The following is a 17,341-nucleotide window of genomic DNA, read 5'->3' as shown; positions in this document are numbered from 1 at the left end:
CACACAGAAGTCCGAAGCGAATTCCTGTTGACAGGCGCACCGCGCGCACTAGAATGACATGACATGATGCGATGTCAGATCGCACTATGTCATTTCAACCCAACCTTGGAGGACACACGATGGCTGCAAGCAAAGGCAGGATCATCCTAGTCGGCGGCGAGAAAGGCGGCACCGGCAAAACCACCATCGCCACGAACCTGGCGGCACTGCGTGCCACGACGGGTCGCGACGTGGTGCTCATCGACACCGACCCGCAGGGCAGCGCGAGCGGCTGGTGTTTGACGCGAGACGAGGCGGGCATCACGCCGCGCATCGCGAGCGTGCAGAAGTTCGGCAAGGGCCTCGCTCGCGAGCTGGAGGACCTCTCCCTGCGCTACCAGGACATCATCGTCGATGCCGGCGGGCGCGATTCGGTCGAGCTGCGTGCGGCGATGACGAAGGCCGAGGTCCTGGTGTCGCCCGTCCAGGCCAGCCAGTTCGACCTGTGGACGCTGAAGGCCCTGGACGAGCTGGTCCGCCAGGCCCAGGGCTTCAATCCCGAGCTGCGCACGCTGCTCGTGATTTCGCGTGGCCCGACTCACCACCAGGTGACAGACGCCAAAGACGCCGCCGAGCTGGTGGGCGACTACGACACGTTCACCCTGGCGAAGTCGGTCATCCGCGATCGCACGATCTACCGGCGTGCCGCCGGCCTGGGCCAGGGCGTGATCGAGTTCGCCGAGCCGAACGACAAGGCCACCCAAGAGGTACAGCAGCTCTACAAGGAGGTCTTCGGCGATGAGTAAGTTCAGCAAGGCTCCTGGCGGCAAGGGTCAAGACGCTCGGTCCGCCGATGACTTCATCGCGGCGGCCAACAACTTGCCGGCCACCGAGTCCTATCCTTGGATCGGCCAGGACGACAAGAAGCGCCGCAGCGGCTTCAACATGCGCTTCACCGATGCCGAGTTGCAGAAGCTGAAGTTCATCTCCGAGAACACGCCGCACTCGATGCACGAGTTCTGCATCCGCGTGCTGACGCCGGCGATCGCCGCGAAGATCGCCGAGCTGACGCAGCAGAAGGGGTAGTCGCCATGCTGGACCAGCACTACTTCCCGCTGTCGCAGGACGAGATCAACGCGATCCGGCTCATGCCAGTGGACGACGCGAAGCGCCTGGAGGCCGCTCACCAGGCCGGATGGGGCGGTTGCCTCTCCTCCCTGCGACAAGCCGCCCGTCTCGGCGCGACGGATGAGCAGCAGGACCGCGAGGACCTGGAGCAAGAGGCGACGCCGCTCTTCGACACCAAGGTCAAGAGCCGCGACGCCGAAGCCAAGACGATCACCTTCGAGCTGGCCGACCACACCACGCGGACCTTCCCGCTGAAGTGGGGCGGCTGGGAGGAGGGGACGATCGGCATCCTGCGCGTGCGCGATGAGGACGCCAGCGCTGACGGCTACGGCTTCCAGACCTATCCGGACCAGGACCTTCGTCGGCACCAAGAGGGCGACCAGGACGGCAAGTGGGCCTGGCGCATCGACGGCGACATCGTGCTCGCCAAGGTCGGCGTGATCCCCGGCACAGGGGGTGCGCTGATCGAGGACCAGTCCTGGCCGATCGTGCTCGACCTGCCACCCGAATTCGTGGACCTGTGCTCCACGAAAGGCATCAGCGTCGAGCAGGTCCTGCGAGGCTTCATCGCCGACCTCTGCGGGCTCCAGAACTATCTCGACGAGCCGCGAGAGGACGGCTACAGCTCCAACGGAAGCGATGAGCGCCACATGGCTCACGACTACTTCGAGCGAGCCTACGGCATGTACTGAACCGAAACCCACCGTCATCTAGGCGGCGGAACAAAGGCGTTGGCCCGCCGTTGTCCGCCTGACCAATTGCACTACAGGAGAGCGCAATGGCTACTTTCGATTTTACCTTCCTGGTCCTCGGCACTGTTGCCGTGCTGGCCCTCGGCTTGGCCTTCAGCGTCGGCTATGCCCGCATCGCGTCGCCCGTCACGGTGCGACGGATCGCAATGCTGGCCCTGGCCGGAGTCTTCTTCGTCGCCCCGCCGGCGGCGGCGATCGCGGCCACCGGCCTGCTGACGATCGGTCTCATGGGCATGCCCGTGATGCCCAGCGTCGATCTCGCTGCGGCGGCACCATCCCCCTCCGTCATCTTCGTCACCAAGCTGGTCGAACCGAACGAGCGGTACGTCGAGCTGGAGAACGGCAAGGGCGTTGTCGTCTTCAAGACCGTCAACGGCAAGATGACCAGTCGCCTGAAGCTGTACCGCGCGACCGCATGAAGGGGAGGGTGCCATGTTCGACACCACCCCCTCCAAACGCGACGCCGCCGAGCGTGCGGCAGACCCCCTCTCGGACGCCTACGTCTACCGTCTGCGACGCGACACGATGATGATCGTGTCCAACCTCAACCGAGGGCTCGAACAGCCCAACATGGAGGCGCTCAAGCGGCAGATGGTGTTCGTGCAAGGCCAGCTCTGCAAGGCGGCCATGTCCGATCCGAAGGTTCCACGACGGGTGAAGGCCATGCTGTTGCAGTTCCAGCAGCTCACCGTGCGCGAGGACATCGACGACCGGCGTGGCAGTCGCCGGCGAGAGCCTTCCGCACAATCTGGGCAGAACCGCCAGAAAGGAGCCCCTTCATGATGACCGAACAGGAGCGAGCCAGCGCTCTCGCCAGGATGGACGAGACCATCCGGCGCTTCTACAGCTCGGCCATCCAGATCGGGAACCATCCCTTCATCGAGTTCGCCGGCGTGATGGCGGCCTACCTGAAGTCCTGCCAGCGAGCGCACGAGGCCGGCATCGACTTCACCGAGTGCAACCAGCACGCCGGCCACGAGCTGCCGATGGAGTCGTTCGAGATCACCTACCTCGCCGAGAAGCTCAACTGCATCTTCGGCGACAGAATCACCGCAACCACCAAGGGAGATACGCATTCATGAGTACAACGAACCGCGATCGCTGGATCACCGCAAAGCCGGCGCAGGCCAGCGAGAGCACGAACACGACCTGGCTTCGCTTGACCGACATCGAGCGAATCGACGTTGAGCAGACGTTCGACTTCGCTGCGCAGGAAGCCCAGGGCGGCGAAGCGAGATGGCGAGTCCTTTTCACCATCAAGGGAACCCAGTACCTGCACTCGTCGGACCATGACAAGGGTAAAGCCGAGGATGCTGCGTTCAAGCTGATGCGCCTGGTGGAAGTCGCCCACACCAAGGACGCCGGCGGCCCCACGGTTCCGCCCCAGGCCACGCAACCGTCCCTGGGTGACATGCTCCGGCGCATGCGCCTTCACAGCCTCGGCCTGGTTTTCTTCGGCGGCCCCGTGCTTCACAGCGCCGTGGGCACGCCAACCCAGCGCGAAACAGCCGACACCGCGCTGAACAGGTTCGTCGAGGACCTGCCCGATGAGCTTCGTGCCGCGATCGTCCAGTCGCTCTCCGACGCGCCCGTGTGGGACCTCAACAAGGTCGAGGCCTCGGACGCCGCCGTCACCGTGGCACGGTCCATTCACAACGCAACCTGCAAGGTCTGAAAGTACGTCATGAACATCAAAACCCTCTTCATTTCCTCGCTCCTGACCCTGGCCGCCAGCACCGCGTCTGCCGGCGTGGCAGACGCGGATGCCTGGGCCGCTCTCCAGGTGCAAAGCACGGTGCTGAGCATCCATCCCAAGTGCGACCAACCCTTCATCGCGCAGCAGGAGAAGCAGCTCGGCGGCACCCTCGCACGTCAAGACTTCTTCACTGCGGCGGCCCAGGGCAAGGTGATGTCTGCCAATGTGGCGGCGTGCGCCATCCAGGCGAAGAACTCGCTGTCCCAGTGGGCCGACCAGGCTGGCCGCATGCTCGCGATCGGCGTGATCGCGGCAACGCGGGTTCCCGGTGGCATGACGACGCCGGAAGTGGCTTCGAGCGGCGACCGCGCCACGCTGCTGCTCCAGTACGCAGCAGAGCACGGCTCGCCCACGGCCACCGAGATGCTCGGCATGCTCCAGCAGAGCAACTACCGGACCTTCAACTGAACCACGCCCAGGAGTCACGTTCATGAGCAAGCTGCAAGTGATTCAGGGCGGTGGAGGCGACGGCGGGCAACACGGCCAGCCGGACGGCGACACCCAGTTCAAGGCCAAGTGGCGACGCCTCCAGCAGATACGCGCGGTCATCACAGGTTGGCGCAAGGGCACGATGCCCACGCGAATCGGCAACGCGATTGGCCTGGGCACCATCGCCTGCTTCGCGGTGCTCGGCATCGCCGAGGGGCTGAATCGGCTGGGCCTCCACATCCACAGCCTGATTTCACTCGGGCTGGCGCTCCTCGGCGGCCTGGCGGTCTACCGCTACATCAGCATGTACAGCACGGCTCCGCGAACCCATGCGGAGCACGTTGACCTGCTGCTGGCTGCATACGATCCCGTGGACAAGGAGGCGCTCCGCACGCTGCAACACAAGATCGAGGAGCGGGGCATTTTCGACCTCGAACTGGTGTCCATGTGGACCGACATCGAGGCCGACGCTATCCAAGCAGCCGCAGGCTGGCGGATGCCGTCCGAGAGCAAGTTCTTGAAGCAGCGCGTCTAAGGTGAGCAGATGACCACTCGCATCAACATCAACGGCAAGACGATCATCTCCTCCGGTCGCGGCAACGTCGTGATCTCCAACGGGCGCGTCGTCGTCGATGGCAAGGATGTGACCCCCGACGCCAAGCAGATCACCATCGAGGTTCACGGTGATCTCCAGGCGATTGAGGCGGACGCCTGCGATCGCATCCAAGTCACCGGCTCTGTCGGGCACGTCAAGACCACCTCGGGCGACGTGCGGTGCGGCGATGTAACCGGCTCGGTGCAATGCATGTCCGGCGACGTGTCCTGCGGTCGAGTCGGCGGCTCCGTGTCCACGATGTCTGGCGACATCCGCCGGGGCTGACGGACGGCGCGTAGCGAAGCCATGAGCACCACCACCGCTCGGATTGCATTGGCTGCGCTGGCAGGTGGACTGCTGATCGCGGTCGCCAACCAGCATCAGCCCGCTCTGCCGGCGTCCACGCAGCCTGTCGAGAAGCCGTTCGACACGAGCGTGGACGCGGCTCCGGCTACCTTGAAGGCGACGGCTCCGACTGCGGCGGGTCGCCAGACCGGCGCTGGAGCGGCCCACAGCCCGCCAACGACGGCCCTGCGGGCACCCCCGGCCTGGTCCTGGGGCATGGTGAAGGGCGACTGGTCCAGCCTGTACTCGGCCTGGTCCAGTTGGCGCAAGACGCAGGGGCCAGACACGGCAGCGGCAAGAGAGTTCGTGGCCTACATCTCGACGGAACTCCCGTCTCTGGATGACGCGAGCGCCGCACTTGCGCCGGCGGCCAGGGTAGGCGATTGGGAAGTTCTCCTGACCGCCTTCGCGAAGGTCGCGTCAACAGCCACTACAGCCGATCAGCTTGGGAAGCTCGATGGCTTCATGCAGCAGACACTGGCCTTGTGCGGAACAGGAGGAGTAGCAGCCGAGTGCTCCAGCCCCGCATTCCTGTCCGCATTGAACGCCCTGGCACCTTCGCTTGCCCGATCCTTCGTCGTGCGCGTGGTACGGGACGCAGACGCCTGCGGCATGCCCCGTGACCAAGCACTCAAGCCCAGCATCGAGCAGGTGCTGAAGGCCAACGACTCAACCCCTTGGTGCCTTTGAGCACCGACGAGAAACCACAGACCGAGGAACATGAGATGACCACCAAGACTGAGTTCCGTGCCACGACCGATCTGACCGACTTGGAGGCAGCCCCGCCTGCTTTCGGGGAGGCGGTTCTCGGCAACACCACCACGTCCATCCAGATCAACTTCGATCCGAAGGACAACGGCCATACCCTCCTCTTCGGCAAGACGCGGGACATGGGCCGCCAGAGCGACGACGACTCGACCGGAGGTGACGCATGACCACCACCGAATCCCAGAGCTGCGCGGGCTACATCCAGCTCGTGTTCTTCGACGACACCACAGGGGAGACCGTGAAGCTCGGCGGGGCGGGTTTCCTGACGAAGGCAGATGACGATGCGGCCTGGGCCAACGTCCCGACCTTCGCCGGCGAGTCGAGCTTCATGGCCGACCGGCTGGATGCGAATCACGACATCGTGGACGACAAGGCCGTGTCCGCTGAGACCTGCGAGCGTCTGACCGGCAAGCCGATCCAGACGCTGATCGCCGAGGGGAGGGCGGCCCTGGCCGCCGAGCTGACGAGCTACTCGCAGCGCGGGCACAACGTTCACGCCTGAGCAAAGTTATCTTTTGGAAAACGCTGCTACATTCGCACGCACCTGCTATTCCTCCCTGAGCAGGGCGGGCACCGTTGATGACAGCAGTGACCCCGCAGTTGAGAGCCCCAGCATTCCTCCCTTGCTGGGGCTTTTTTTTCGCAAGGAATACTCGATGAAGTTCTGCAAGCTGATGAGCGATTTAGGCGAGCAGATCACCCAGCCAGAGCCAGTGGCTGGGTCTGTCTCCTTCGACGCACGGGACGGCAAAGCTCATGCGTGGGGTAACGACGGCAAGACACTGCTTGCCGAGCTGGTCGGCGCACGAGTCGTGTGGATCGGAGCAGCCGGTATGCGCCTTGAAGGACTGGAGCCGATTGACCTGGACTCGAAGCGGTTCAGGGCGCAGTCTTGGCAGGTCATCTTCTGAGAAAACTGGAGAGCGGATATGACGATCCCCACCACCTTGACGCCCCACCAGGCCGAGGAGCTGACCAAGCTGCTCCTGGAGGCCCGCAAGCAGCTCCGCGACGCCACCGGCTCGCGCATCTACCTGCCGAACTACGCCACCACGAGCAGCCGCATCGCGGAGCTGCTGCGCGAGTTCGGTATCGACCCCAACTAAGCCACTGGAGCGGCTATGAGCTTTCACGAAGAAGTCGAGCGCCGCGAGCGCGATTGGGCGGAGCGGGCCAACAAGGCGCAGGCGGCTGCCGCACAAGCCTACGAGCGGCTGGTGACGCTGGCCGAGCGAAGCGAATCCGGCCAGATCAAGCGTGTCGCGCAGTTCGTCGCTTCCACTTTCGACGGTGCGAGCTTCCCATTCGATCTGTTCGAGCTGCGCACGGTCGATGTCGAGATCAGCGACGACATGCTGGTCTGCCTCGACGCGCTGCGGTGGGGTCAGGCCGACCTCTGGAAGCTCATTCCAGACGGCCACGACCGCATCCTGCGGCTGTGCGAGGCATGGGGCATCAAGTGGCCGGACGCCTCCTGACCACACGTCTTCCAACTGTGTGAGGTGACAAGCATGCTGAACCGCAGAAGGCTCGCAGCGTTGGGTATCGTCGTCACGATGTCGGCGGCAGCAGTGGCGATGTCCCCGACGCCTATGCCGTGGAGCTACCCCGCTCTCGACGGGCTCTGCCTCCTACAGGAAACAGCCGCCGTGGACGGCGTTTCGGGTGCCTACCCGATTGGCTCCACCACAGACACGAAGTTCGGCAAGTGGACTTGCACCAAGGTCGTGGTGAGCCAGTCCCCGGTGAAGACCGGCGGCGTGTGGGTGCAGAAGTAGGCCAGCCGGCCAAGAAAAAACCCGTCTCTCAGATGAGGGACGGGTTGGGTGGGTCAAGGATCAGGCGAGGGCCTGCTCGATGTCAGCGGGCGTGAACCCACCAGCCTGGACAGCGGCGATCAGCGACTCGTAGGTGCTCGTGAAGATGCTGCCGGGGGCAGAGCCTTCACGTTCGAGGGCGTGGAACGCCGTGTAGCAGCCAGAGCCATCGGTCTCCGGGCCGTAGTGGCGGGTCTCCAGCGTGCCGGCGTCGGTCTTGGTGATCGCGACGGCATGCTCACCAGGCTTGGACAGGATCAGCCAGCGGGCCTTTCCGTCAGCCAGGCAGATCGAGTACAGGCGCAGCAGCAGCGGGAGCCACGGCGTGCCTGCGGGGGCGTCGAGGAACTTCTGGTCGAGAACCGACCGGCAGTTCACGGGGAAGCCCTTGGACTCGATCGTCAGGCAACGCTGAGCGAGGGCCAGGGCGGCACTCTTCTCGGCGACGGGATCGGTGAAGCTGTAGTGCTCCACCTCGATGCCCTTCCAGTACACGTAGCCCCGATCGTTCTTCGTCAGGTGTTCGATACCGTGCAACCAGATGGCGTTGCCCGAGTACCGTCCTTTCGACACGGCAGAGTGCAGCTCGCTCAGGGCGATTTCCTGCTGCTCGGTCAGATCGAACCGGCCCGCGCTCACGACGGCCTCGATGAGGGTCATGTGGTGCGGGGCGAGATCGGAGCCATCGCGGGTCTTGCCCAGGATTTCGATGGCTTGGTCGATGGTGGTAGCGGTCATGGGGATGTCCTCCAGTGAAAAAAGCTCCGGTCGGAGCGGTCGAGTTGCACTGGATTCATCCGTTGCGTGGTCAGTCAGGCCACGCCAACACCCTCATGTGACATGACATGAATTCATGCCATCAATGCAGCACGCTGGTGGCCGTGGTGCCTGTTGTGCCCGCAGCGGCGAAGCGCGAGGTCCTGGCGGCCTGGACCAGGGCCTCCAGTTGGCACAGCCACACGTAGGCCGACTCGTGGGTCTCCGGGGTGGCGTAGGCCGCCATGAACGACCGGATCACCGAGACCAAGATGCCCTTGACGTTGTGGTTTGACGCCAGAGCCAGCACCGAGAACTCCTCCAGCAGCTCCGGTGGACACGCGCGGAAGTGCTCGATACCGACGCCCTTGACGATCTCGGCGAACGACACGCGCAGGATGCGCTCTCGCTCCTCGACGGCCAGCGGCTCGCCGGCCTTGGCGACCGCCAGGGGTGCCGGCGACGACTGCATCGCCGCACGCACCTTCTCCTCGACTGCCTGCTCTACCTCGGTCATCACATCTTCTCCAACTGATCGCGCCACCGGCGCTTTTCCTTGTGGTCGTACCGCGCCGTCACCTTCAGGCTGGAGTGCCTCGCCTGGGCCTGCACGTAGCGGGGGTCCACACCCCGCTCCATCGCGTGCGAGATGCCCGTATGCCGCATCCAGTGCGGCGTGGCGCACCGGAGCCTGGCCGCAGCCGCAGCGTCCGTTTCGCCGAGACGGTCGGCGGCCATGCGGAAGATGGTCGTGCAGATCGCGTAGATCGCCTGGTCGCTGATCGGCTTCTCCTTGCCGATCACGGCCAAGATCGCAGGGCGGTCCTCGCCCGGTGCGGGCAGGGGAGGTAGCCCAAGGAACTGGCGATACACCGTCAGCTCTGCCATGAGCTTGCGTGAGGCGACGATCCTGGCGATCTTTCGGCCCTTGCCCAGCAGCTTGATGCGCCACCCGTCAGGGCCGTTCTCAAAGCTGCCCATGAGCAGCACAGACGCCTCCTCGCGGCGCAGGAAGGCCCGATAGAGGAGCTGGAAAATCCACCTGGTGCGGGCGTAGTGAGCGCGATCTCGCGCCGTCTCGCGCGGCAAGCCTTCGATGGTCTGCTGGACGGCATCCCACTCCTCGAAGGTGAGCGCCTCCTCGATCTCGTCGTCTTCCTCGCCCGTCGCCGCATCACGGACCAGGACCCAGGGATTCATGCGGATGTAGCTGCCCCCGTCCTCGTCAGGAACGTTGCGCAGCGCCTCGAACATCCCGTGCAGGATCACGATGGCCTGGCGCATGCTGGCACGCGCCAGAGGCCCGCGAAACGGCTGTTCGGTGCGGTTGTAGCGGACCAGCAGTTCGGCCTTGAAGGGCCTGGGCGCTCCAAGGAAGTCGAGGTAGCGGTTGGCATCGTCAGCCGTCGCCGCCGGCAACAGGCGGTCTGACGGGCCTTTGGTGGCGTCCAGCCACATCAGGAAGCGCTCAGCCTCCCTTCGGAAGTTCCTGGACGTGTGCGCGGAGCGCGTCTTGTACGAGGCCAGCCAGGTCTCAATGGCGTTGCGGTCCGTGGCCGCGACCACGAGGTCTGCGCGATCAGGGCGAGCCAGCTCAAGGACCTGGGTCGTAGCTGGCACGTCTGGAGTCTGGTCAGGCATGTGCGAGGACCTCCGACTCGGCGACCGATGGGAACGCCTCCAGAGCCTGCCCGGCGAGCAGCTCGAAGACGACGTGGGGCAGGCAGATGGAGGAGGGCGCAAGTTCCTCCCTGGCGGAGTACCGCTGGCCGCCGCCGGCGAAGAAGAGGCCGTGCGGGGCGAGAGCGCTTCCGCCCAGCCACATGCGAGCGCGGAGGTCGCAGATTCGCCCATCGGGCAGCTCGATCCACCAATGGGTCGGGATCGCCCCACAGCCCTCGACATCAAGGCGGCCAACGAACACCCGATGCTCCAGTAGATCGCTCTGCATGAGCGTCGAGAGCACGCGGGTCATCCCGTCGCACTCCAGTGGGGCGGGGTCGAGAGCATCAAGCCATGCGCCGATCCCCGTCACGGAGCAACGTCCTCGGCGTGCATCTTGATGGCCCGGAACATCGCGCAGCGCCGGAACGTCTTCACCGTGAGCGGCTCCTTCTTCGCCGTCGCGACGCGGAGAGCCAGGCGGAACAGCATCTTGATGTCGCGCGGGGCGATCTCTGGGAAGAGAGCGACCAACTCCGCGATCAGCTCGTCGCCCAGCTCGGCCTGGAACTGTGTTGCCATCACCCGCCAGATAGCGGCGGCGTCAGCGGCTGTCGGCGGGGCGTAGTCGATGATGGCCGCGCACCGTGAGATGATGGCCTCGTCGATGTCGTCAGGGCGGTTCGTCGTCATGAACAGCAGACCGTCGAAATATTCCAGCGTCCGCAGGAACTCGGCCACGATGGCGTTCTGCTCGATGTTGTTGCCCCGCTGGACAACGAACACGTCCGCCTCGTCGAGGAGGAGAACGCAGTTCCAGCGGCTTCCACGCTGGAAGATCACCTTCAGGTTCTCTTCGATGGCCTCGGCTGTGGTGCCCAGGGCACCCGAGTGGATCGAGTAGAGCGGGCGCTCGATCAGCTCCGCGTAGACCTCGGCGGTCAAGGTCTTGCCGACACCGGGGATGCCCTTGCAGAGGATCACGTTGCCGGCGCTCTTGCCTTCCACGAAGTCGTTGACGAACGCACCGAGGTCCGTGGTAAGAACGTCCAGGAGGTCGCGGTGTGTCGGCGGCAGGATCAGCTTTTCGCGCAGGGACTTGTCGTAGCGGTGCGGCTCCATGTTGTCCCCATGCACCCAGAAGAACTCGTGCGTGCGCAGGTCGAAAACCTTTACCACCGGATGCTCCGGAAGCAGCCCAAGCCCGTCGCCTTCGGCGAACAGATACGACTCAGCGTTGCGCTGCGCCGGCGCATAGTCCTTCGAGTCGAGGTCATGGATCACCTTGCGAGCCGACAGCTCCTGGCCTCGCCTCTGGTAGTTCTCCTCCTCATAGTGGTACACCGCGCCGGTCACGCGAAACTGCTTGGCAAAGGCGTCTTGCGTCACCTCACGGTGGCGCTCCAGCGACTTGAGGTGAGCCTCACGCAAGGCTGCCGTCTCCTTGTAGATGCCCTCGGCAGCCAGGATGTCAGCCGCCCGCCGGTTGGCGACGATCTGCGGGTAAAAGCCGTGGGCCTTCTCGTTCACGCCGAAGTGCGGCTTGTAGTTGCCATCGAGCGCAAAGCCATAGCTGATGGTGTGAATGCGAACAGTGGGATTCGACTTGCCACGACCGTAGCTCATGCCGTCGTCGTAGGTGACGGCAGTCACGAGCTGCGGGTACAGCTTTCCATCGTCACCCGTGACGTAAATCCAGCCGTCGATCATGTCGGCCTTCAGGAAGGCTTCCAGAACACCCTTGAACGCCTTGAAGTTCGCCACCGGCTTGTCAAAGCGACCGGACCGCGCGAAGAGGATGGACTCCACCGCGCGGGCGGTCTTGGTGTCCCCAACAGCCTTCGCTGCGGCCAGCAGGTCGTTCAATCCATCGACATCGAGCTTGGCCGTGTCGATTTCCAGCTCGCGATCGCCACGCATGCCCTCGGCGTAGTCGCGATAGCTCTTGAGCTGGTCGGTGCCCGTCGCTTCGACGAGATCGGTGGAGACGGTCAGTGACATGGGAAATCCTTTCGTTCAGGCGGCCTGGTGAGCCCAGGGCACCGGCGTGACGGAGTAGCCGACGTACAGCGGATGTCGGGGCGTGCCGTCCTTGTTGATGACCAGCACATGCGGGACCACGCCGAGCTGGTCGAGCAGGCCAAGAACGTGGGCCTCGCGGCCCAGGTGGCGGGCGTGGGGGCTCCAGGCACACACGAGCGTTTCGCAGGAACGGGCCACCTCGGTGATGGCTTGGTCGTTCTCAGGCCCGATCGGGTCGATCCCAGGCGCGTAGAGGGCCTGGGGGTCGGTCGAGACCAGCGCGAACAGGTTGACCACCTCCAAGGCCCCGTAGCCGCCCTTGGCGGCCCTGGCGATGCACCGGGTGACGGTGGCATCGTCGTCGGTCTCGCCGGCGACGGACGGGTTGAGCATCAGGAAGGCGAGGGTAGGGCGCGAAGCGTCCCACCTGCGCCAGAGGCGATAGCGGTAGCTGCCGCACGAGCTGAATTTCGCGCCGCTGGAGCGGCCAAGAAGGTCTTCCATCACAGCCTCCCAACGTCCACGGCGTACTTCTGGCAGTCCGCCTTCGACGCTGCACGGAGCAGGTCTCGCGGAGCGATTGCCACCGGCTTCGTCCACCGGCCAGAGTTCGCTCGCCACTTGCGCACCATGTAGCCGTCGCTCTCCTGGTAGCCCAGGAACAGGCACACCTGCGTCGCGCCATTGAAGCCGTACCGACACAGGTAGAGCTTCTGGAACTTCGGGACCAGCGCCGGGGCATTCATGGTCAGCGCCAGACGAGCAGGGCGTCCAGAGGAAGCAAGGCATCGCCACGCTGCGTCGATGTCATGACCTGGGTGCCAGGCTTCTTGAAGTGGCGGGAGTGCCCGCTCATGAACGGCAGCGCTTCGACATCCCAGACTTCGATGAACGGGTGCATGTCGAACGCGAGAGCTTCACGGTTGACCAGGAAGGGCTCGCGCCCCTGGTCGATCAGCGCTCCCGCCGTCTCGTTGTTTTCCTGGTAGTCGCGCAGCGTGGAGAGAGGCAGCTTCGCGTAGTGCGGAGTCAACAGCGCCTTGTCGGCATCTGTGGCCCGAAGCACGTCCAGACCAGCAGCGACCCGGCGAGCCGCGTTGATGCTGGAGAGGGCATTGCCTTCCGCGTAGGCCCGCGCTGCGTTGCGGGCTTGCTGTGCTCGTTTCATGACGACTCCTTGATCCATCGTTGGGCCAGCGCAAGGCACGCCTTGCAAGTCACTTTGGGCTGATACGGCGTGCCCTCGCCATCGTGAGAGCGCTCGACCACCTTGGTGGACCAGCGCTTCCCGTTGGTCCCGGCAGCAGCCGTGCAGAGGAAGTCACCAGCCAGCCGCGACAGCCGACCAGCAAGCAGTGGCTCCAGCAGATAGATGTGCTCGACGGTCGCCTTGCTACGCCCATCACCCCAGGAGTTCTCACCGAGGCCCGAGAGCACGTCCTTGATGCCCACATCCCAGCGCACTGGCAGCGCGATCTGGGCGTTGAACGCTTCCGTGTCGGCACGCAAGGCGTTGAGTTGCTGACGCCGGCGCTGCGCTTCCAATTCCTGCGCTTCGCGCTGGGCCTGGGCAACGCGCTCGATCTCGTCGAGCGTCGCGCACACGAAGTAGCCCGAGGACGTGATCCAGACGCGAACGGCCTGGCCTGGTGCCGGAGCGTCGCCTCTCAGACGCAGTGGCACGCCCTCGACGCTGACCACGCCACCAGGCGAGACCACGGCGGCATGCTGGCCCTGGCGCATGCGGTTGAACCAGAACGGGTCGAGGAAGGGCGGCCCTTCGAGCTGGTGGGTCAGCACGATGCGAACTCCTCTCGCAGGCGATCGACCTCACCGGCGCAGACCTCGATCGCGCGGGCCACCAGCCGTGCGTCCTGCGGCGTCATGCGCCCGAGCGACGGCCAGGTGACGCCGTGGCGCACTTCGTTGCGCGTGATGATCGTCCGCTCGACCAGGCCATCGACGGTCGTGGCGTGGCCGTTGCTCAGTACCACCGTCACGGTGATACGGCGGCGCTGGCCCTCCAGGGACTCTTCGATCTCGACCTTGATGGCGTCGTTGGTGTTCATGTCAGTCTCGGCAGGGGGCGAGCACAGGATCGCTGGGATCGACGCCGTTGGCGATCGCCATCGCTCGATAGGACTCGTGCAGCTCGACGCCGCCGTCCGTCACGTCGTCACCAAAGCGGCCAGACCGGTAGCCGAGCCGAACAGCGAGGTTGTGGGCACCGCCACGCAGCAGGAAGCCCGCGCACACCGCCGGTCGCTTCTGGCCCGACTGGTGGCAGGCGAAGGTGTGCTGGCTCATGTCATAGGCCACGCCCGCCGAGTGTCGAAAGGCTTCAGCCGGGAACTCGTCCACAGCATCCACCCGCCACGGGCAATCGCTACACGGCTGCCGACGATAAGTGCCCCGGCCACCGACCACCGTCACGACCTGGTGGTCTGGACCGGCAGCCCGGACCTGCGTGACGGTTGGCTTTTCCTTTGAACTGGCCTTGACTTCCGCCGCCGCGATCGCCTTGCAGAGCTGCTTCACGAGCGCGGCATAGGCCCTGCGGGTGCCGCCCGGCATCTCTTCGGGGCCGCCCTTGATGTCGGCGTTGAACTCGGCGTCGGCCAGCACTTCCCGAGCCTCGGCGAGGGTCAGCTCACAAACCCCGATGTCCAACTTGTCGAGCGGCAGGAAGTCCGGAGCACGGTTCGCATACTCGTTGTCGATGGCGGCGCTGATGCGGACACGCACGGTCACTGCGCCGTTAGCGGCCTCAGACATAACCTTCCCCACGCGCGTAGTCGTTCCAGCACGCCAGCACGGCGGCGGCGAACTCCTTGTCGCTCAGCGCCTCCAGCGGCTCGTAGACCTGGCTGTATTCGCCCATCGAGCCACCGCGCAACTCGTCGGTCAGCTCGACACGATGGGCAGGCACATGGAAGGTGCTCCAGTACCCGGAGGCGACGTTGCGCACGTAGCGCTCCTTGTCGCCGCACACGCAGCCTCGAACGCCGCCGCCGGCGTCAGGGCATGAGAAGCCCTCGCACCCACCACACGCACACGGCCCGGCGTTGGCGATCGTCGCCGCCGCCAGGCCCGAACCGACTTCCTCTTGACCACTCATTTCCGTCTCCCGAGCCCGCGAGGGCGGCGGAGCGACCACTTCGGCGGAATGTTTCACGCCACCGAGGGTGCGCCGTCCAAGTCGTTGATTTGACTTGCGATTTCAAGATTTCGGGGCGATTCCGCGCTGATGTTTCACGGCGTCCCGAGCCTCAACGCAGGGCCGTCCCCACGTTTGTTGTGATTATGGCAGTAATCAAACAAGACTGCAAGAGAAAGTTATATTCATAACGTTGTACGCCGTATTACTTGACGTAACGAACGATCGTGCGTAGCATCGGAACTGACTTCTGTAGAGGGGGCCGCGAGCGGCTCCGAGCCCACGACACCCACGGACGACGCCACATGAAAGCTGGAAAAGTTGAGCCCGAGATCGACGCCAAGATTCGCGCCGAAGTCGCGGGCTTGGCCAACCGGTTCGATGCGCGGAAGGACCTGTCGAGGGAGACAGCCGCGATGCTGTTCTTCCGCTACGGCCTCTATCCCAGCGTGCAGCTCGTCTACAGCTACACCCGCAAGGGCAGCCTCACAGACATCAGCAAGGACCTGGACGAGTTCTGGCGCAGCATCCGGGACAAAGCTCGCGTTCGGATCGAGGGAGTCGATCTGCCCGAGGATGTGCTGACGAAGACGGGCGAGGTCCTGGGCAGCCTCTGGGCTCTGGCAATGCAGAAGGCGAACGAGTCGCTGGACGGCCAGCGTGAGGAGGCCCAAGCCAGGGTCGAGCACGCTCGGCTGGCCGCCGAACAGGCTGAGCAGCGCATGGAGCAGGCCATTGCCGATGCGGAGCGAGCCAGGGCGGAAGCGACGGCGGCGCACGCCCAGCGCGAAGAGGCCGAGCGCCTGCTTGCGATCGAGCGCACCGAGAAGCTGGCGGCACTCCAGCGAGCAGCCGACGCCGAAGGCCAGACGGCTGCCGAGGTCGAGGCTCGCCGGCAGGCCGAGGAGCGGTTCTCCGCTGATCTGGAGGCGGAGCGTCAGGCCCGCGCTCAATCGGAGGAGCGCCTGGCCGGCGAGGTTCGTTTCGCCAAGATGCAGATCGAAGAAGCTCGCGAGCTGGGCCGCGTCATCAAGGAACGGCTGACCGCAGTCGAGTCGGATCGAAGCCTGATGGAGGCCCAGCTCAAGCGACAGCTCAACACCCAGACGGAAGAGCTGGGCGGACTGCGGCTGGAGGTTGGCGAGCTGCGCGGACGCAACGCGGCCCTCACCGACGAGCGCGACCGCCTCACTCGGCGCGTGGACGAGTTGCTCGCCCGCCTAGAGCAGAACTCGGCAGCCAGAAGCAGCCGGCTGAAGGCTCAGGTTCGCGAAGGGCTTCGCGCCCAGCTCGTGACCAAGCCGGCGGCCTTCGAGCTGGTCGAGCTGCTTGAAGTGGCACTGTCATTCGACGGCTCTGGCGGCGACGACGAGCCGGAGCTGCTGTACCTGGGCGTCCCCTCGCCGACCGGCAGCCGCCCCATCACCCCCTCATTCCGCACGCTGGAGGAGCTGGAGGCGTTCTGCGCCCAGCACCAGGAGCGGTATGAGGGGCTCGATGTGGCTGATGGCGGCCTTCCCGAAACCTGGTTCTGGGAGAAGAAGACATGACGAGCGTGACCTGGCACCAAGTGCAGCAGGCGCTGACGGCCTGCATCGCCAAGCATCCGATCGTCGATCAGGTGCTTCCCAAGGAAAGTGGCCCTCTGGTCGAGCTGCTCGGGATCATGGCTTGCCAGCGGTGCGATGAACTCCGCGCCGACCAGGTGCGCCCCGAGTGCATCGAGGCGGTCCAGACGTGGACGGGCCAACAGGCCCCGAGCTAGAGCAACACCAGGTGTCCCATGTCATTCACCGGCGATGGGAGACCGAGGCCCGTTACTACGAGACGATCGTGATGACGGACCTGTTTGGAGACCGCGTGCTGGTCACGCGCTGGGGCGGCAAGTTCAGCCGCCTCGGCGGGAGCCGCACGACGGCGGTCGGTGAGAAGAACGTCAACGAAGGACTCAAGCGCGTCGAGGCTGAGCGGCGCAGGAACGGATACAGCGAGGTCTGACACAAAACGGTTGTTGCGTGGCGTATTGACCGCCCCATCGGCCCGGTTTAGGGGTTCGGGGAGCAATGGAACAGGGAAGTCAGTTAAGCCCTCACCAGTGACGGTCAGTGCCCTCCATGCGCGCATCGCTCTCTGAGAAGCAGTGCCGGTCGTCTGCACCGCTGGCGATGTCGGTCA

The 17,341-nt window shown here is 64.9% G+C and carries 32 protein-coding genes; 20 read left to right on the top strand and 12 right to left on the bottom strand.

Going from position 1 to position 17,341, the window contains the following annotated elements:
- Positions 1 to 119: 119 nt before the first annotated feature.
- The 17 genes from GAK28_RS21710 to GAK28_RS21630 all read left to right on the top strand — a co-directional run bounded on the left by GAK28_RS21710 (position 120) and on the right by GAK28_RS21630 (position 7,530).
- Entirely contained in the window at positions 120 to 785 is a 666-nt protein-coding gene (locus tag GAK28_RS21710) for an AAA family ATPase (RefSeq protein WP_291784347.1), read from the top strand.
- Positions 778 to 1,065, top strand: coding sequence for a hypothetical protein (locus tag GAK28_RS21705; protein ID WP_291784345.1), 288 nt, complete (start codon positions 778 to 780; stop codon positions 1,063 to 1,065). Before GAK28_RS21710 ends, GAK28_RS21705 begins: the two co-directional genes overlap by 8 nt.
- A 5-nt stretch (positions 1,066 to 1,070) precedes the next feature.
- On the top strand, positions 1,071 to 1,799 hold the full coding sequence (locus GAK28_RS21700) for a hypothetical protein (RefSeq protein ID WP_291784343.1): 729 nt from the start codon (positions 1,071 to 1,073) through the stop codon (positions 1,797 to 1,799).
- 86 nt (positions 1,800 to 1,885) lie between these two features.
- Positions 1,886 to 2,278 carry a hypothetical protein gene (locus tag GAK28_RS21695; RefSeq protein WP_291784341.1) on the top strand — a complete coding sequence of 131 codons (393 nt, stop codon included), beginning with the start codon at positions 1,886 to 1,888 and terminating at the stop codon, positions 2,276 to 2,278.
- A gap of 13 nt (positions 2,279 to 2,291) precedes the next feature.
- Positions 2,292 to 2,642, top strand: a complete 351-nt coding sequence (locus GAK28_RS21690) for a hypothetical protein (protein WP_291784340.1) — start codon at positions 2,292 to 2,294, stop codon at positions 2,640 to 2,642.
- Positions 2,639 to 2,941 carry a hypothetical protein gene (locus GAK28_RS21685; protein ID WP_291784338.1) on the top strand — a complete coding sequence of 101 codons (303 nt, stop codon included), beginning with the start codon at positions 2,639 to 2,641 and terminating at the stop codon, positions 2,939 to 2,941. Before GAK28_RS21690 ends, GAK28_RS21685 begins: the two co-directional genes overlap by 4 nt.
- On the top strand, positions 2,938 to 3,534 hold the full coding sequence (locus GAK28_RS21680) for a hypothetical protein (protein WP_291784335.1): 597 nt from the start codon (positions 2,938 to 2,940) through the stop codon (positions 3,532 to 3,534). The genes GAK28_RS21685 and GAK28_RS21680 overlap by 4 nt, the downstream gene beginning before the upstream one ends.
- 9 nt (positions 3,535 to 3,543) lie before the next feature.
- On the top strand, positions 3,544 to 4,023 hold the full coding sequence (locus GAK28_RS21675) for a hypothetical protein (protein WP_291784333.1): 480 nt from the start codon (positions 3,544 to 3,546) through the stop codon (positions 4,021 to 4,023).
- 22 nt (positions 4,024 to 4,045) lie between these two features.
- Positions 4,046 to 4,579 carry a hypothetical protein gene (locus tag GAK28_RS21670; protein WP_291784331.1) on the top strand — a complete coding sequence of 178 codons (534 nt, stop codon included), beginning with the start codon at positions 4,046 to 4,048 and terminating at the stop codon, positions 4,577 to 4,579.
- 9 nt (positions 4,580 to 4,588) lie between these two features.
- On the top strand, positions 4,589 to 4,924 hold the full coding sequence (locus tag GAK28_RS21665; RefSeq protein WP_291784329.1) for a hypothetical protein: 336 nt from the start codon (positions 4,589 to 4,591) through the stop codon (positions 4,922 to 4,924).
- Between the two features lie 21 nt (positions 4,925 to 4,945).
- Positions 4,946 to 5,674: a hypothetical protein gene (locus GAK28_RS21660; protein ID WP_291784327.1), complete on the top strand. Its 729-nt coding sequence runs from the start codon at positions 4,946 to 4,948 to the stop codon at positions 5,672 to 5,674.
- Between the two features lie 35 nt (positions 5,675 to 5,709).
- Positions 5,710 to 5,919, top strand: a complete 210-nt coding sequence (locus tag GAK28_RS21655) for a hypothetical protein (protein ID WP_291784325.1) — start codon at positions 5,710 to 5,712, stop codon at positions 5,917 to 5,919.
- Positions 5,916 to 6,254, top strand: a complete 339-nt coding sequence (locus GAK28_RS21650; RefSeq protein WP_291784322.1) for a hypothetical protein — start codon at positions 5,916 to 5,918, stop codon at positions 6,252 to 6,254. The genes GAK28_RS21655 and GAK28_RS21650 overlap by 4 nt, the downstream gene beginning before the upstream one ends.
- A gap of 154 nt (positions 6,255 to 6,408) precedes the next feature.
- Positions 6,409 to 6,663 (top strand): hypothetical protein, encoded by a 255-nt coding sequence (locus tag GAK28_RS21645; RefSeq protein ID WP_291784320.1) that lies wholly within the window; start codon positions 6,409 to 6,411, stop codon positions 6,661 to 6,663.
- A gap of 18 nt (positions 6,664 to 6,681) precedes the next feature.
- Positions 6,682 to 6,858 (top strand): hypothetical protein, encoded by a 177-nt coding sequence (locus GAK28_RS21640; RefSeq protein ID WP_291784317.1) that lies wholly within the window; start codon positions 6,682 to 6,684, stop codon positions 6,856 to 6,858.
- A 15-nt stretch (positions 6,859 to 6,873) separates the two neighbouring features.
- Positions 6,874 to 7,230, top strand: coding sequence for a hypothetical protein (locus GAK28_RS21635; protein WP_291784315.1), 357 nt, complete (start codon positions 6,874 to 6,876; stop codon positions 7,228 to 7,230).
- Between the two features lie 171 nt (positions 7,231 to 7,401).
- Entirely contained in the window at positions 7,402 to 7,530 is a 129-nt protein-coding gene (locus GAK28_RS21630) for a hypothetical protein (RefSeq protein WP_291784313.1), read from the top strand.
- Between the two features lie 60 nt (positions 7,531 to 7,590).
- On the opposite strand, the gene GAK28_RS21625 is transcribed toward GAK28_RS21630, so the two are convergent.
- The 12 genes from GAK28_RS21625 to GAK28_RS21570 form a co-directional block, all read right to left on the bottom strand.
- Positions 7,591 to 8,307, bottom strand: coding sequence for a hypothetical protein (locus GAK28_RS21625; RefSeq protein ID WP_291784311.1), 717 nt, complete (start codon positions 8,305 to 8,307; stop codon positions 7,591 to 7,593).
- Positions 8,308 to 8,428: 121 nt separating this feature from the next.
- Positions 8,429 to 8,842 (bottom strand): hypothetical protein, encoded by a 414-nt coding sequence (locus GAK28_RS21620; RefSeq protein WP_291784309.1) that lies wholly within the window; start codon positions 8,840 to 8,842, stop codon positions 8,429 to 8,431.
- Entirely contained in the window at positions 8,842 to 9,966 is a 1,125-nt protein-coding gene (locus GAK28_RS21615) for a site-specific integrase (protein WP_291784307.1), read from the bottom strand. The genes GAK28_RS21620 and GAK28_RS21615 overlap by 1 nt, the downstream gene beginning before the upstream one ends.
- Positions 9,959 to 10,300 (bottom strand): hypothetical protein, encoded by a 342-nt coding sequence (locus GAK28_RS21610; protein ID WP_291784305.1) that lies wholly within the window; start codon positions 10,298 to 10,300, stop codon positions 9,959 to 9,961. Before GAK28_RS21610 ends, GAK28_RS21615 begins: the two co-directional genes overlap by 8 nt.
- Before the next feature lie 56 nt (positions 10,301 to 10,356).
- Entirely contained in the window at positions 10,357 to 11,988 is a 1,632-nt protein-coding gene (locus tag GAK28_RS21605) for an ATP-binding protein (RefSeq protein ID WP_291784302.1), read from the bottom strand.
- Positions 11,989 to 12,003: 15 nt separating this feature from the next.
- Complete coding sequence (locus tag GAK28_RS21600) at positions 12,004 to 12,513, bottom strand: DUF1643 domain-containing protein (protein ID WP_291784300.1); 510 nt, start codon at positions 12,511 to 12,513, stop codon at positions 12,004 to 12,006.
- Positions 12,513 to 12,755: a hypothetical protein gene (locus GAK28_RS21595; RefSeq protein WP_291784298.1), complete on the bottom strand. Its 243-nt coding sequence runs from the start codon at positions 12,753 to 12,755 to the stop codon at positions 12,513 to 12,515. The genes GAK28_RS21600 and GAK28_RS21595 overlap by 1 nt, the downstream gene beginning before the upstream one ends.
- Positions 12,756 to 12,757: 2 nt before the next feature.
- A complete protein-coding gene (locus GAK28_RS21590) occupies positions 12,758 to 13,177 on the bottom strand; it encodes a hypothetical protein (protein ID WP_291784295.1) in 420 nt (139 codons plus the stop codon).
- Positions 13,174 to 13,809 (bottom strand): hypothetical protein, encoded by a 636-nt coding sequence (locus tag GAK28_RS21585; protein WP_291784293.1) that lies wholly within the window; start codon positions 13,807 to 13,809, stop codon positions 13,174 to 13,176. Before GAK28_RS21585 ends, GAK28_RS21590 begins: the two co-directional genes overlap by 4 nt.
- Positions 13,803 to 14,078: a hypothetical protein gene (locus GAK28_RS21580; RefSeq protein ID WP_291784291.1), complete on the bottom strand. Its 276-nt coding sequence runs from the start codon at positions 14,076 to 14,078 to the stop codon at positions 13,803 to 13,805. The genes GAK28_RS21585 and GAK28_RS21580 overlap by 7 nt, the downstream gene beginning before the upstream one ends.
- 1 nt (position 14,079) lies before the next feature.
- Positions 14,080 to 14,754 carry a DUF6283 family protein gene (locus GAK28_RS21575; protein WP_291784289.1) on the bottom strand — a complete coding sequence of 225 codons (675 nt, stop codon included), beginning with the start codon at positions 14,752 to 14,754 and terminating at the stop codon, positions 14,080 to 14,082.
- A gap of 22 nt (positions 14,755 to 14,776) precedes the next feature.
- Positions 14,777 to 15,127 (bottom strand): hypothetical protein, encoded by a 351-nt coding sequence (locus tag GAK28_RS21570; RefSeq protein ID WP_291784287.1) that lies wholly within the window; start codon positions 15,125 to 15,127, stop codon positions 14,777 to 14,779.
- Positions 15,128 to 15,471: 344 nt separating this feature from the next.
- Here GAK28_RS21570 and GAK28_RS21565 point away from each other — a divergent pair, with 344 nt between their 5' ends.
- From GAK28_RS21565 to GAK28_RS21555, 3 genes are read left to right on the top strand one after another with little or no spacing between them, the layout of a single operon-like run.
- The gene (locus tag GAK28_RS21565) at positions 15,472 to 16,716 is read left to right on the top strand and encodes a DNA-binding protein (RefSeq protein ID WP_291784286.1); all 1,245 of its coding nucleotides are present in this window, start codon (positions 15,472 to 15,474) and stop codon (positions 16,714 to 16,716) included.
- Positions 16,713 to 16,931, top strand: a complete 219-nt coding sequence (locus GAK28_RS21560; RefSeq protein ID WP_291784284.1) for a hypothetical protein — start codon at positions 16,713 to 16,715, stop codon at positions 16,929 to 16,931. The genes GAK28_RS21565 and GAK28_RS21560 overlap by 4 nt, the downstream gene beginning before the upstream one ends.
- Before the next feature lie 11 nt (positions 16,932 to 16,942).
- Positions 16,943 to 17,164: a hypothetical protein gene (locus tag GAK28_RS21555; protein WP_291784281.1), complete on the top strand. Its 222-nt coding sequence runs from the start codon at positions 16,943 to 16,945 to the stop codon at positions 17,162 to 17,164.
- Positions 17,165 to 17,341: the final 177 nt, after the last annotated feature.

The organism is Luteibacter sp., assembly GCF_009912395.1.
Taxonomy (GTDB): Bacteria; Pseudomonadota; Gammaproteobacteria; order Xanthomonadales; family Rhodanobacteraceae; genus Luteibacter.
The sequence above is the reverse complement of the archived record's forward strand: the minus strand, read 5'-3'. Positions and strand labels throughout refer to the sequence as shown.

Bases quoted from the DNA above. Each gene is read 5' to 3' on its own strand.
- GAK28_RS21645 (WP_291784320.1), top strand. From the start codon at position 6,409: ATGAAGTTCTGCAAGCTGATGAGCGATTTAGGCGAGCAGATCACCCAG.
- GAK28_RS21570 (WP_291784287.1), bottom strand. From the start codon at position 15,127: ATGAGTGGTCAAGAGGAAGTCGGTTCGGGCCTGGCGGCGGCGACGATC.
- GAK28_RS21710 (WP_291784347.1), top strand. From the start codon at position 120: ATGGCTGCAAGCAAAGGCAGGATCATCCTAGTCGGCGGCGAGAAAGGC.
- GAK28_RS21625 (WP_291784311.1), bottom strand. From the start codon at position 8,307: ATGACCGCTACCACCATCGACCAAGCCATCGAAATCCTGGGCAAGACC.
- GAK28_RS21690 (WP_291784340.1), top strand. From the start codon at position 2,292: ATGTTCGACACCACCCCCTCCAAACGCGACGCCGCCGAGCGTGCGGCA.
- GAK28_RS21675 (WP_291784333.1), top strand. From the start codon at position 3,544: ATGAACATCAAAACCCTCTTCATTTCCTCGCTCCTGACCCTGGCCGCC.
- GAK28_RS21560 (WP_291784284.1), top strand. From the start codon at position 16,713: ATGACGAGCGTGACCTGGCACCAAGTGCAGCAGGCGCTGACGGCCTGC.
- GAK28_RS21680 (WP_291784335.1), top strand. From the start codon at position 2,938: ATGAGTACAACGAACCGCGATCGCTGGATCACCGCAAAGCCGGCGCAG.
- GAK28_RS21610 (WP_291784305.1), bottom strand. From the start codon at position 10,300: ATGACCCGCGTGCTCTCGACGCTCATGCAGAGCGATCTACTGGAGCAT.
- GAK28_RS21640 (WP_291784317.1), top strand. From the start codon at position 6,682: ATGACGATCCCCACCACCTTGACGCCCCACCAGGCCGAGGAGCTGACC.
- GAK28_RS21605 (WP_291784302.1), bottom strand. From the start codon at position 11,988: ATGTCACTGACCGTCTCCACCGATCTCGTCGAAGCGACGGGCACCGAC.
- GAK28_RS21695 (WP_291784341.1), top strand. From the start codon at position 1,886: ATGGCTACTTTCGATTTTACCTTCCTGGTCCTCGGCACTGTTGCCGTG.
- GAK28_RS21600 (WP_291784300.1), bottom strand. From the start codon at position 12,513: ATGGAAGACCTTCTTGGCCGCTCCAGCGGCGCGAAATTCAGCTCGTGC.
- GAK28_RS21660 (WP_291784327.1), top strand. From the start codon at position 4,946: ATGAGCACCACCACCGCTCGGATTGCATTGGCTGCGCTGGCAGGTGGA.
- GAK28_RS21620 (WP_291784309.1), bottom strand. From the start codon at position 8,842: ATGACCGAGGTAGAGCAGGCAGTCGAGGAGAAGGTGCGTGCGGCGATG.
- GAK28_RS21665 (WP_291784329.1), top strand. From the start codon at position 4,589: ATGACCACTCGCATCAACATCAACGGCAAGACGATCATCTCCTCCGGT.
- GAK28_RS21670 (WP_291784331.1), top strand. From the start codon at position 4,046: ATGAGCAAGCTGCAAGTGATTCAGGGCGGTGGAGGCGACGGCGGGCAA.
- GAK28_RS21685 (WP_291784338.1), top strand. From the start codon at position 2,639: ATGATGACCGAACAGGAGCGAGCCAGCGCTCTCGCCAGGATGGACGAG.
- GAK28_RS21565 (WP_291784286.1), top strand. From the start codon at position 15,472: ATGAAAGCTGGAAAAGTTGAGCCCGAGATCGACGCCAAGATTCGCGCC.
- GAK28_RS21700 (WP_291784343.1), top strand. From the start codon at position 1,071: ATGCTGGACCAGCACTACTTCCCGCTGTCGCAGGACGAGATCAACGCG.
- GAK28_RS21590 (WP_291784295.1), bottom strand. From the start codon at position 13,177: ATGAAACGAGCACAGCAAGCCCGCAACGCAGCGCGGGCCTACGCGGAA.
- GAK28_RS21635 (WP_291784315.1), top strand. From the start codon at position 6,874: ATGAGCTTTCACGAAGAAGTCGAGCGCCGCGAGCGCGATTGGGCGGAG.
- GAK28_RS21615 (WP_291784307.1), bottom strand. From the start codon at position 9,966: ATGCCTGACCAGACTCCAGACGTGCCAGCTACGACCCAGGTCCTTGAG.
- GAK28_RS21580 (WP_291784291.1), bottom strand. From the start codon at position 14,078: ATGAACACCAACGACGCCATCAAGGTCGAGATCGAAGAGTCCCTGGAG.
- GAK28_RS21595 (WP_291784298.1), bottom strand. From the start codon at position 12,755: ATGAATGCCCCGGCGCTGGTCCCGAAGTTCCAGAAGCTCTACCTGTGT.
- GAK28_RS21705 (WP_291784345.1), top strand. From the start codon at position 778: ATGAGTAAGTTCAGCAAGGCTCCTGGCGGCAAGGGTCAAGACGCTCGG.
- GAK28_RS21650 (WP_291784322.1), top strand. From the start codon at position 5,916: ATGACCACCACCGAATCCCAGAGCTGCGCGGGCTACATCCAGCTCGTG.
- GAK28_RS21655 (WP_291784325.1), top strand. From the start codon at position 5,710: ATGACCACCAAGACTGAGTTCCGTGCCACGACCGATCTGACCGACTTG.